Origin of the sequence: Sphingobacterium sp. IITKGP-BTPF85, assembly GCF_001006065.1 — a bacterium.
GTDB lineage: Bacteria > Bacteroidota > Bacteroidia > Sphingobacteriales > Sphingobacteriaceae > Sphingobacterium > Sphingobacterium anhuiense.
Window position 1 is genome coordinate 1 of the sequence record NZ_ASZT02000148.1, and the last position, 12,579, is coordinate 12,579.

Consider the following 12,579-nt stretch of genomic DNA (forward strand, 5'->3'; position numbering starts at 1 on the left):
ACCTCACAATTTTGAAGCGTGTTCTACTCATTAGTTACTCAGGTGTAGGTGCTCATTTTTTAACGCGACAAAGAGAACGCAAATAATTTCCTGTTTTCTTTAAGACAAACACAACAGAACCTGCTTTCCCGGAAACAGTCCCCTTAACGCCATTTTTGATGATTGCCATAATTACCTGATTAGTTTATAGATAATCAAGATAAACATTAAAACGGGAACATCCTAATACCAAATTTTAGCTAATAGCAATTTTTAATCAATTTTTAGACAGTAATCAGTCAATATTGATACAGTGTACACTGAGTAATCACTGAGTAAGCACTGAACAAACACTGAACAAGTAATGTTAAAAAGTATAATTTGGTAATCATCTGATCTTCGTTTGCTGCACCTAAAAATTAAAGAGAGGAACCTACGTTTGTGTAACAAAAATAAGCACAGAAGTTGATAGTGTTGGACCGGTTATATAGCAGCAAGTGGTTCGACAAGTTACTATACCAAAGCGTCTACTATTTTAAATACTTTTAGTATATCAAGAAATTGATTTTAAAAATAAAACTGGACTGTTGTGATTAACGTGCAATATTTGATGTATGTCGTTACCTTGGATTTATGGCTTGTCAAAATCCCGGAGGAGCAAACAAAGGTGACTCCCTGAAACAGGAAGTTTTAACAAGTAATAGTATGGAATCAAATGGTAGATCGCGCGAAATAAAACTATTGGGATCTTCCAATGTATTTAAGCTAGATGACGCGAATAAAATGTTGAAATATATAGTAGATAATCCTCTAGATAGTGAACTTATTATTGATAGCTTCTATAGTTTCGAAAGACTTGCTGGAGATAAGTGGCAAGTAGTTCCCTTTGTTAAAAACCTGGTTTTTGAGGATATTACCTATGTTGCACCTTCACAAGGGTCAAAGACTGCTCAAGTAACTATTCGATAGATTATCCATCTTTTCTCCACATAAGCTTAAAGTAACAATATGGAATCCATCAAAAAGATTAATGTAGCCCTACAGAAATCTTATGTGGCTATTTGTGACATTAAAAGAACCATATTTAGTATGTCATCAATCTACCTGTTGTGAAATGAAAATGGGTGATTCTCTATAAAAACATGCTTCTACTTTCGTTGATTAGCCCTTTTTAACAAATTGCTTTTAATTTTTTATTGTCAGTCAGGATAGTGCAGGATGCTTAAGCTATATCGGATTTTTATATTTGAGGTAGCTAAAAAAAGCAACCCTTATACTTTTGATTATAAACAACTTATAGGTGCCTTTTATCCTGGGTCCTAATATCTTTAATAGAATATAGAATGAAAAACTTTAATAAAAAAGGAGGTTTAGGTATGGGAGAAGAATCGTACTAAGAACGAGCTTGAATAAAAAACCGATAGTGTTCTAGCACCATCGGTATGCATTTAAGGCCTTATTTTAAATTAATAGAGAGCGTCTAAACTCTTAATCTTAAAACCATCAAACCTTGCAAAGTTATGCAATATGATCAATTTAACAAAAAAATAACTGAGAATTTTACAGTCCAAAATTTATGTAGAACACAGACTGAAAAATTTTCAAATCCGCTACTAGGACGTTCTAGTCTTTTGAAAGCATCATTATTATTGTCTGGAATATTTTATATTCAACTATCTCATATTCAAGCTTCAGTGGTGGGGTATTCGGCTCCTGTCTTTGATTTGGAGGAAAATCATGGAATGCTTTTTAATAATAATTCAGCTAGAATTACCCGTAGCAATATCCAAGAGCAAATCACTGTTAGCGGTATCGTACGTGATGCAAAGGGACTTCCTATCCCGGGTGTTACTATACAGGTCAAAGGTACAGATGTTGCCACATCTACTGCTGAGGACGGGCGCTATGTCATAACTTTAAAGAAAGGCCAAAGTTTGTCTTTTCGGAATATAGGTTATTCTAGCCAAGAAATTGTGATTACAAAAGCAGGTGAGCAGCACATTACACTGATCAGTATGTCACAAGATATAGATGAAGTTGTGGTGGTGGGATATGGTAGTCAACAGAAAAAGGATGTTACTGGATCTATCGCATCGGTATCGATGAATAATGTTCGGGGGCAAGCTATTGCTAGTCCTGATCAAGCCTTAACTGGCCAAATTTCAGGTGTTCAGGTAAGTACCTCAAATGGAACACCAGGAGGTGGTCCCAGGATTCGTATACGTGGAATTGGTGCTATCGGAACAGGAGGATCGCCATTATATGTTATTGATGGATTTCCGGTTCCGTCTTCTTCAAGCGAACGCTCAAATCCTTTGACGGCAATAAACCCCAGTGATATCGAATCTATGACTGTATTAAAAGATGCATCTGCAACAGCAATTTATGGATCGAGAGGTTCTAATGGTGTTATCTTGATCAATACGAAAAAGGGTACAGTTGGAAAATTGAAGATCAATGTTGCGGCGAGTTCAGGTATTCAGGAAGTACCAAAAAAAGGTCGTCCCAATATGATGAATGCTATGGAATTTGCTCAGTTTCGTAAAGAGGCTATAGAAGATAAAATCCGATATGAGGAAGGTAGAGAACCTACATTAAATGATATTCCGGAAGAATATCGTAATCCTGAGACTTTAGGAGCTGGTGTAGATTGGTATGATGCAGTTACCCGAATTGCACCAATGTCTGATTTTAATGTGAGTTTTAGTGGTGGAAATGAACAGATACGCTCTTTTGTTTCGGCAGGTTACCTGAATCAATCGGGGGTGATGTTAAACACTGGTTTTGAAAGGTTTTCCGTCCGGGGTAATGTAGATGCCAATATCTCTAATAAATTAAAATTGGGGATGAATATTGCACCTACATTATCTTATCTCAAAGGAGGTGTTAGTGGGCAGGGTAGGGATGAATTTTTCGAAATTTCCACACCTGTTTCTACCATTTATAATGCAGATGGTACTTACAATCCATATATCGTTTCACCGGGTACTTTTGGGAATCCTAATCCAGTTATGTTCTTGAATGAACGTGTTGATAAAAGTAGCAAAATGAAAATGTTGATGAGTGCCTATGCGGAGTATAGCATTCTTCCTAAACTAAAATTTAAGACAACTTTTAACGTTGATTATCAGGATGAAAGTGGTGAATACTTTCGACCTTCAACTCTAGCAAACCAAAATGCTCCAGGACCGTCGATTCCCAGTGGAAACTATACACGTGGTCAATATATCAATTGGGCAAATGAGAATACATTAACCTATGATTACAGTTCGGATAATGGTCATGCAATAAGTGCGCTGGCGGGTTACTCCATTCAGTCCCAAAAAGATAAGTCAGCAGGGTTCAATGGGTCGCAATTCCCGGATGATGATATTCAGACCTTAAATGCAGCGGCTAGGATCACAGGTGGTACGGGCATTGAAGATTGGGCATTAATCTCTTACTTGGCCCGTGTAAATTACACTTTTAAAGATAGATACATCCTGACCGCATCTTTCCGTTCGGATGGTTCTTCGAGATTTGGTAAAGATAATCGATGGGGGTCGTTTCCGTCTGTTGCACTAGGCTGGCGGCTGTCAGAAGAAAAATTCTTAAAAGATGCGACTTGGGTTGATGAATTGAAACTTAGAGCATCATACGGTAGAAGTGGTAATTTCAATATTTCTAATTATGCGCCATTAAGTAGTATTGGAACGGGTAATTATGTCTTTGGTGGTAGTTTGGCACCAGGTCGTATTATGAACAGCTTAGGTAATAGTTTCTTAGGTTGGGAAAAGATGAAAGAGTTAAATATAGGTTTAGATTTTGCGACTTTAAATAACCGTCTGACAATTGCAGCAAACTATTACAAGCGTAATACCTTAGACTTATTGTTAAATACACCGATTCCACAGTCCTCTGGTTTTTCTTCTGTAACAGAAAACCGAGGGGATGTTGAAAATACCGGTTTTGAATTTTCCGTGAGTTCCATCAATATTACCAATGATAACTTTAAATGGAATACCGATTTCAACATTTCCTTCAATAGGAATAAAGTGATTGCTTTAGGAAGAAGCACTGATCCGATTTTCTCTGGGGCAAGTTCGGAAGGTAACTTTACTAATGTTACCCGAATCGGACAGCCTGTTGGTATGATCATCGGCTATGTGGTTGATGGAATTTATCAAAATCAAGCTGACTTAGAGAAATATGCTTCATTTCCAGGGGCTATTCCAGGAAATCTGCGGATGCGCGATGTTAATGGTGATGGTGAAATCACACCGAATGATGATTTTGACGTCATAGGCAACCCATATCCGGATTTTACATGGGGCATGACCAATACATTTTCTTTTAAAAATTTCGATCTGCGTGTGCTGATGGTCGGATCAATGGGACAAGAGATGTTGCATGCCACCCGGTTTTACACGGATAATATTGATGGAGTTTTTAATGTGCGTAAAGAGATTGCGGATCGTTGGAGATCGGAAGCGAATCCCGGTAGTGGATTAGTCCCGACTACAAATGGTACAGGCAGGGGTCGTGTTATGTATCGCGATACGCACTCCTTGTTTATAGAGAAAACGGATTATGTATGGATCCGTAATATCAATTTCGGTTATACATTTCCTAAAAGTATAAAGGGAGTTATCAAGGACATTCGAGTCTATGGAAATATTCAAAATCCTTTCTTGATCACGGGTTATGATGGTAATCCAGAAGGAACCAACATAAATAGAGGTGATATTAGTCCATTGGTGCAAGGACTTGACTACTCTGCTTATCCAGTTCCAAGAATCTATACGCTCGGATTAAATTTCAATTTTTAAGTCTACTGTTATGAACATAAAATATATTTTATTGAGTTTGGGACTACTTAGCCTCTCCTCATGTAATCACCTATTAGATGTTAAACCATATACATTTTCCAGCGGTGATAATTATTATGAAAATGAAGGACAAGTCCTTCGTGCTGTGAACGGGGTTTATGGCCGCTTACAAGGTTTGTACACCAGTGATTTTTGGGCAATGACCGAAATGGTTGCCGATAACACCAACTATCAATATGATGAAACCGATAGAGGGGCGCAACAACGGGAAGAGATAGATGAATTTTTGATAACCTCTTCAAATAATTATATCAATACTGTATGGGCAACATTATACAGTGTTATACAAGAGTCTAATGTTATCCTTAGCCGAATCGATCAGGTTTATTTTGCCGACGAAGGTTTGAAAAAGCGCTATGTAGGTGAAGTGAAGTTTTTACAGGCTTTCACCTACTTTCATTTGGTACGCTTATTTGGAGAAATTCCATTACATACGAAGGAAGTTGCGAATCCAACGGATGCTTTTACCAAGGGTAAGGCACCGGTTGAAGAAGTGTACGCTGTAATTATACAACATGCTAAGGATGCAGTTGCAAATCTACCAAATAGTTATGATAAGAATAATGCCGGACGTATTACTAAGGGCGCTGCTTTAACGCTATTGGGTGAGGTATACTTAACAAGAAAGCAATTTGCTGAAGCTGCTTCTGCTTTTCAGGAAGTCACGCAATTGGGCTATGCTTTATTGCCTGATTATGCGAACTGTTTCAATCCGAATAATAAAAATAATGAGGAGTCGGTATTTGAAGTGCAGTATGACCAATCTGTTGAAGGTGAGAACAGTAATTTTATTTATATGTTCGGCCCAAGAAACGCAAAATTGAAACTGGTGGGGTATTCTGGAAATCTTGGTGGATCTAATATCCCGACACCAAGTATCTATAATTTATATGAAGCGGGGGATTTGCGGAAGGATAAATCAATAGCCTTGTTCGATGATCCTTCAAATGCGTCCTATCAAGAGGCAATCGCTTTTGGTGGAAAAATGCCCTTCATCAAGAAATTTTATCATGCACCTTATATTGAAGATGGACGGTCCAATGAGAACTGGCCAGTATACCGATATGGGTATGTCTTATTGATGTTGGCAGAGGCGCAAAATGAGTCTGGAGTCGGAAATCCTTATCTAAACTTAAACTTGGTACGTAAGCGGGCAGGACTGGAACCTTTATCAGGTTTGACTAAGGAAGGCTTGCGAAATGCTATCGCCACTGAACAGCGTGTTGAAGTTGCTTTTGAGAGCCATAGATGGTACCAGTTGTTGCGTACGGGAAAGGCAGAGGAAGTCTTAAATGCTCACGGAGCGGCAGAGAAAAAACGTCTTTCTCGTTTAAGTTCGGCTTCCTATAATGTGCAACCCTTTAAGTTATTATTTCCTATTCCACAGCGTGAAGTGCTAACCAATGGGATTTGCAAAACACGGGATATTAATCCATGATTTAAATCAAACAATATATCAGCTTAACGAATAACAATGAGAAAAATTAATAACATGCAACTCGTGTTGTTTGCCATTTTCCTGCTCACTTTGGCAGGGGCATGTCATGAACAGATTAAAGATGAAGGTGCTAAGGATGAGAATCCGAAGACTAAAAAAATTGTTTTACCTGAGGGTTTTGCAGTAGATCATATCTACAGTCCGTCGGATAATAAACAGGGATCGTGGGTTGCGATGACCTTTGATGATAAAGGGCGGATGATTACCTCGGATCAGTATGGAGCATTGTTCCGTATCGAACTGCCACCGATAGGATCGGATACTACGATGAAGCCTAAGATTGAAAAGTTGGATTTTCCATTAGATAATCCCGCTGATACCAGTTCAACGAAAGTAGGAATTGGATTTGCTCAAGGTTTGTTGTGGGCGCACAATAGTCTTTATGTCGTCGTAAACCATAATCCTGATGAGCAGTTTTCGAAAGGTAGTGGCTTGTACCGATTACAGGATACAAATCAGGATGATAAATTGGATAAGATAACACAATTATTGGCCTTAAATGGTGAAGGTGAGCATGGGCCGCATAGTGTTGTACTTGGGCCAGATTCTGCTATATATTTAATTGCGGGTAATCATACTGATTTGCCCAAGATGGATGCCTATCGTTTACCTTCAAACTGGCATCACGATAATTTGTTACCTCATATCGTAGATCCACAGGGTCATGCCACCGATCGTAAAGAACCGGGTGGCTGGATTGCTAAAACCGATCCTGAGGGTAAACACTGGGAGATGATTAGTGGTGGGTATCGAAATCCATTTGATATTACTTTTAATGATGATGGCGAAATGTTCACCTACGATTCGGATATGGAATGGGATTTTGGAATGCCTTGGTATCGTCCAACACGGATCTGTCATGTAACAAGTGGTGCTGAGTACGGATGGAGGACTGGTAATGCCAAATGGGATCCCAGTTACCCAGATAACCTACCTGGTACGCTGAATATCGGACAGGGCTCGCCAACGAATCTACTCTATGCAAGCAAAGCGAAATTTCCTGATAAGTATAGAAATAGTCTTCTGGCATTTGACTGGAGTTTTGGTATTATCTATTCTGTTCAGTTAACACCAAAAGGAGCGACTTATGAGGCAAAAGCGGAAGAATTTATATCGGGATCTCCACTTGCATTGACATCTGGAGAGATTGGGCCTGATGGTGCTTTATACTTTTTGACAGGGGGGAGAAAGTTGGAGTCTGATCTTTATCGCGTGTATTATAAGGGACATGCTGATATTGAGGCTAAGAAAACAAAAAATGAAATTCCTAAGGGGATTGCCTTGCGTCGCGAGATTGAACAATTTCATAAACCTTCTGCACCAGGCACAGCTGAGAAAGTGTGGAAATACCTTGGTGATCCAGATCGTTTTATCCGTTATGCTGCACGTATTGCAGTGGAGCATCAACCCGTGGATACATGGAAGCATCTTGTTTTTCAGGAAAAAAATGTACTCCGTCTTACCGAAGCGATGTTGGCTCTGGCAAGAAATGGAGATAAATCATTACAAGCAGACATGTTTAATAAGCTGGCAACTATTGACATCAGGAAGCTTCCGCAACAGATGCTTTTAAATCTGTTGCGTGTTTATGAGGTCAGTATAGCTCGAATGGGGACACCTGTTGAATCGCAACGTATTCTACTTTCGGAGCGATTAGCGGGTTTATATCCTTCGAAGATAAACCTTGTCAATCGTGAACTGGGAAAAGTATTGGTAGCTATTGGTGATTCGAGTGTCGTACCTAAGACTGTACCACTATTATACTCAGCAAAGGATGATTCGACCAATACCAGTTTTATGAGTTCTTCCAATCTTATTTTGCGAAATCCACAGTATGGTCTGGATATCGCCGACATGTTGGCCAATATTCCTCCTGCGCAGCAGATATTTTTAGCAACGATGTTGAGTTCTGCACATAATGGTTGGACCCCAGAATTGCATGATGAATATTTCAAGTGGTTCTATAAAGGTTTTGGTTACAAAGGAGGCAATAGCTACATCGGATTTATTGATAAAGCCCGAAAAATTGCATTGAGTCATGTAAATAAGGACAAATTGGCCTATTACAGTAAGATTTCTGGTGATTCATTGGTTAATCAATCGGGTAACAGACTAGCAGAAAAGTTCAGAATGCCAAGGTCCCGGAAGAGATTGGAAGATCGATACAGCTCTCAAATATATTAATGGTCATACTGCGATACGTGATTTCAAACGAGGGGGTGAACTTTTTGTAGCCTTGCGCTGTGCTTCTTGCCATACTATGAAAGGTTCGGGTGGTTCGGTTGGACCTGATCTTACTCAACTGGGAACACGTTTCTCTCCTAAGGATATGTTGGAAGCGATGATTGAACCAAGCAAAGTGATATCTGATCAATATGAATCTAAAGTTTTTCATCTGAAAGATGGCACTAAGCAAATGGGACGACTGATGGGCGAAGGAGAGAAGACTTATATTATTTCACAAAATCCTTATGCACCGCAGTTAACTAAGGAAATTGCAAAAAAAGATGTTCAGGATATCAAAGTTTCCGAAGTTTCAATTATGCCTCCTGGAACATTAAATGTCTTGAATCCAGAGGAACTGCGTGATTTAATGGCCTACCTCATGTCGGGTGGGAATGAGAATAATGACGTTTATAAAAAGAAAAATAAATAAAAGTGGATTTTTCAAAGAAAGATTGGTTGGAAAAAGTGTCGCATGTGGCACAGGTCGGTGGTATCGAGACTTCGGTTTTGGATAATGGACGGGGACGTGGTACCCGTATTGCCTGGATAAATACAGGTACAGGATTGCGTTTTAAAGTTGTTATAGATCGAGCCATGGATATTGCGGATGCTTATTTCAACCAATTTAACTTGAGCTGGATTAGTAGGCTTGGGGTAGCAAGACCACAGCCTTTGTCAGATAAAGGTGCAGATTGGTTAAGCACTTTTGGAGGAGGATTGTTGGTTACTTGTGGACTTACACATGTTGGTGGTCCTGAAGTGGATGCTTTTGGAAGTAGAGGGTTGCATGATCAAATTAGTAATATCCCAGCGGAAATAATTTATATAAAACAACCCGATTTGTTAAGTGGAGATCTTGAAATGTCGATCTCTGGAAAGATATTACAGGGACATCCTCTTGGACATTATATTGAGTTGACACGTACGATTCGATGTTACTTAGGGGATCCTACAATATATATTGAAGATGTGGTCCAAAATGTTGGTAATATGGATGTGCCACATATGCTGCTTTATCACTTTAACTTTGGTTGGCCTCTTGTGGATGCTGGTACTGAATTAATGTGGAATGGAAAATGGGAACCTCGGGAATCTGGTGAGTCTAATAAAATATTTAAAGCAGGTCTTGATTTTAAAACCTGTCAAGAACCTCGTGAAGATCATCGGGGGGCAGGAGAAGAAGCTGTATTTATAGCTCCGGAAAGCGATCAGAGCGGAAATAGCTCTTGTGGTCTATTTAATGAAAAATTGGATTTTGCGGTTGCGCTAACTTTTAAAAAGGAACAACTTCCTTGGTTGACCAATTGGCAACACTGGGGTCCGGGAGAATATGTGACAGGATTAGAGCCCGGTACAAATCCACCGTTGGGGCAAAAGGTGATGCGTGAACGTAAAGAACTGATTTTTCTTAAACCTGAGGAAAAAAAGTATATCAACTTCTTTGGGAATATTAGATACACTTGAAGGAATTCAGGTTTTTAAGGATAAAATGTAGATTATAAACATAAATACGAAGGAATGGAAAATATAGAAAAAGCTTTTGAACAAGGTAAAGGGATATTTAGATTGGCGCCAAACTGGGTGCCTAGATCATTTTGTGTACCCGGAAGAAGGATAAAACTTCATCCAGACGATTATTATGTGCTGGGTGGTGAACGTGGTGGTATCGATGAGCGGTGGTTGTCTTCTACTACTCCTGCGAAAAATGGTCCTTTGACGGGCGAATTTGAAGGTCTTAGTTTCGTGGTATATGAACATGAAGGTGAGATTAAACAACTTTTGTTATCGGATTGCGTTTCCCATCTCAAAGAAAGATTGATTGGAAATCGCATCTGGTCTGATTATCAAAGCTGGCCAATGTATTCCAAATTTTTTGATAACATGGGACCATTGCCACATCATATTCACCATAATGATGAAAAAGCGGCTTTGATTGAGCAAGCGGGAAAGCCGGAAGCTTACTATTTTCCTCCACAGCTGAATAATCATGGTGGCGACTTTCCTTATACTTTTATGGGTATAGCTCCTGGAACTTCAAAAGCACAGATCAAAGAATGCTTAGAAAATTTTAGTAAAGGGGATAATAAGATAACGAATTATTCACAGGCCTACCGTTTAGAACCGGGAACAGGCTGGGATGTTCCTCCTGGATTATTACATGCTCCAGGTAGTATGTGTACCTATGAACCGCAAAAAGCTTCCGATGTTTTTGCGATGTATCAGTCCTTGGTCAATGAAGCGATCATTCCAGAAGAATTGTTGTGGAAGGGAGTGCCTGATGATAAACATGGTGATTATAATGCATTAATGGATATTATTGATTGGGATCTGAATGTGGATCCCAATATGATGCAGAACCGATTTATGTATCCTAAACCGGTGAAATCTCAAGCTGAAATGGAACATGCTGGCTACAGTGAGAAATGGATATGCTATAAATCGACAGCTTTTAGTGCAAAAGAATTGACTGTTTTTCCTGGTCAAACTGTTACGATCACCGATAATGCGGCTTATGGATTAATTATGATGCAGGGGCACGGTAAGTTGAATGATTGGACTTTGGAAACACCGGCTCTGATCCGTTATGGGCAGTTGACCTACGACGAATATTTTGTTTCAGAATCGGCTGCGATGAAAGGTGTCATCATTAAAAATGATTCGAAAACAGATCCGATCGTCATGTTGAAACATTTTGGACCTGATAATCCGGATTTGATAATGGAGTCTTAATTACTAAAGATAAAAAACGTACAGATGAGCAAGAACAATTTTCCAAAATTGCACAATGCGACCTGGCCAGGTATTGTAGGCAAGGGCGATCATGAACCTATTATTTCTTTGGATGAGCTTTTAGAAAAAACAGCTCATGCTAATGTTGATGGTGTCAAGTTTGATGGCATTGATCTAGGTCTTTTCAATGCACATGTAAAATTAGATCCTACAGATGACAATGTCAATTTGTTGTGGACAAAGTGGGGGGGTATGATTTAGAAATCGGTACTTTGATTGCACCGATCTGGCCACCTGATGGTGGTTCTGCGATGGGTACTCAAGCAGATAGGGATCGCTTTGTAGCTGTTGTGCAAAAGGCAAGTGAGTTTGGTTATAAACTAAGAAAACTAGGTATTCGAACTAATAACGTGATCCGGATCGACTCGGCTACCAGCGTAGCTGAATGGGCTAAAAATCCTCTTGAAAATACCAAAATAATTGCGGAAACATTTAGACGTGCATGTGACGTAGCAGCTACGTATGGAGAACGACTTGCTGCGGAAGGGGAAATCTGCTGGGGTGGCATGCAAAGTTGGAGAACGATGCTGGAAACGCTGGAGATGGTGGATAGGGATAATATGGGGTTTCAGGCAGATATGTCTCATACTTTTTTATATCTACTGGGGTATAATGAACCTAAGGACCGGATTCTTAAAACTGATTTTCAATGGGAAGATAGAGCCGAGCTGGAACGTGGTCTTCAATTCTTGACAGATAAGCTTCGTCCATGGACGATAGATTTTCATGTTGCTCAGAATGATGGAACCGTATTTGGCTCGGGTTCGCATGATAAAACGGGAAGACATTGTTTGCCGACTGATCCGAATGGTAAGCTAGATATTGTAAAGGATGCTGGATATTGGTTGCGCGATGAGAATGGTAACCCAAACAAAGTTTTCGACCACATTTGTTGGGATGGCTGTATGTTTCCAAATGAAGTGATGCATAAACAAGAGACCTGGAATTCAATTCTGGAAACCATGATTAAAGTGCGAAATGCACATGGATGGTCGGTGTAAAAGGTTATAGACTAATTGTTATGAAGAAAAAAGAACTTAGAATAGGATTGATCGGTTGTGGATTTATGGGAAGAACTCATTCCAATGGGTACAAGCGGGTTGGTGATTTCTTTCCTGATTTAGCATACAAACCTATTTTGAAAGCGGTTTGTTCTAGAAGTGAGGATAAGGTTATCGCTTTTGCTGAGCAATGGGGTTATGAATCTTATGAAACGGA

Annotated in this window: 9 protein-coding genes and 1 pseudogene; all 10 read left to right on the forward strand. The window is 39.4% G+C overall.

Annotation, left to right across the window (positions count from 1 at the left end; genetic code table 11):
• Nucleotides 1–612: 612 nt before the first annotated feature.
• Nucleotides 613–948, forward strand: coding sequence for an immunoglobulin-like domain-containing protein (locus tag L950_RS20920; protein ID WP_021188187.1), 336 nt, complete (start codon nt 613–615; stop codon nt 946–948).
• Between the two features lie 551 nt (nt 949–1,499).
• The gene (locus tag L950_RS20925) at nt 1,500–4,787 is read left to right on the forward strand and encodes a SusC/RagA family TonB-linked outer membrane protein (protein WP_021188188.1); all 3,288 of its coding nucleotides are present in this window, start codon (nt 1,500–1,502) and stop codon (nt 4,785–4,787) included.
• Between the two features lie 10 nt (nt 4,788–4,797).
• Nucleotides 4,798–6,285, forward strand: coding sequence for a RagB/SusD family nutrient uptake outer membrane protein (locus L950_RS20930; RefSeq protein ID WP_021188189.1), 1,488 nt, complete (start codon nt 4,798–4,800; stop codon nt 6,283–6,285).
• 36 nt (nt 6,286–6,321) lie between these two features.
• Nucleotides 6,322–8,529 (forward strand): heme-binding protein, encoded by a 2,208-nt coding sequence (locus L950_RS20935; RefSeq protein ID WP_197086605.1) that lies wholly within the window; start codon nt 6,322–6,324, stop codon nt 8,527–8,529.
• A gap of 76 nt (nt 8,530–8,605) precedes the next feature.
• Nucleotides 8,606–9,001, forward strand: a complete 396-nt coding sequence (locus L950_RS30935; protein WP_316930721.1) for a hypothetical protein — start codon at nt 8,606–8,608, stop codon at nt 8,999–9,001.
• A gap of 2 nt (nt 9,002–9,003) precedes the next feature.
• Nucleotides 9,004–10,035, forward strand: coding sequence for an aldose 1-epimerase family protein (locus L950_RS20940; protein ID WP_021188190.1), 1,032 nt, complete (start codon nt 9,004–9,006; stop codon nt 10,033–10,035).
• 54 nt (nt 10,036–10,089) lie between these two features.
• Nucleotides 10,090–11,301 (forward strand): hypothetical protein, encoded by a 1,212-nt coding sequence (locus L950_RS20945; protein WP_021188191.1) that lies wholly within the window; start codon nt 10,090–10,092, stop codon nt 11,299–11,301.
• 24 nt (nt 11,302–11,325) lie between these two features.
• The gene (locus L950_RS30940; protein ID WP_197086607.1) at nt 11,326–11,562 is read left to right on the forward strand and encodes a hypothetical protein; all 237 of its coding nucleotides are present in this window, start codon (nt 11,326–11,328) and stop codon (nt 11,560–11,562) included.
• Complete coding sequence (locus L950_RS20950) at nt 11,535–12,362, forward strand: TIM barrel protein (RefSeq protein WP_197086608.1); 828 nt, start codon at nt 11,535–11,537, stop codon at nt 12,360–12,362. Before L950_RS30940 ends, L950_RS20950 begins: the two co-directional genes overlap by 28 nt.
• Nucleotides 12,363–12,382: 20 nt before the next feature.
• Nucleotides 12,383–12,579: pseudogene (locus tag L950_RS20955) on the forward strand (gfo/Idh/MocA family oxidoreductase); the annotation flags it as partial.

Bases quoted from the DNA above. Each gene is read 5' to 3' on its own strand.
- L950_RS20920 (WP_021188187.1), top strand. From the start codon at position 613: ATGGCTTGTCAAAATCCCGGAGGAGCAAACAAAGGTGACTCCCTGAAA.
- L950_RS20945 (WP_021188191.1), top strand. From the start codon at position 10,090: ATGGAAAATATAGAAAAAGCTTTTGAACAAGGTAAAGGGATATTTAGA.
- L950_RS20925 (WP_021188188.1), top strand. From the start codon at position 1,500: ATGCAATATGATCAATTTAACAAAAAAATAACTGAGAATTTTACAGTC.
- L950_RS20930 (WP_021188189.1), top strand. From the start codon at position 4,798: ATGAACATAAAATATATTTTATTGAGTTTGGGACTACTTAGCCTCTCC.
- L950_RS30940 (WP_197086607.1), top strand. From the start codon at position 11,326: ATGAGCAAGAACAATTTTCCAAAATTGCACAATGCGACCTGGCCAGGT.
- L950_RS30935 (WP_316930721.1), top strand. From the start codon at position 8,606: ATGAAAGGTTCGGGTGGTTCGGTTGGACCTGATCTTACTCAACTGGGA.
- L950_RS20935 (WP_197086605.1), top strand. From the start codon at position 6,322: ATGAGAAAAATTAATAACATGCAACTCGTGTTGTTTGCCATTTTCCTG.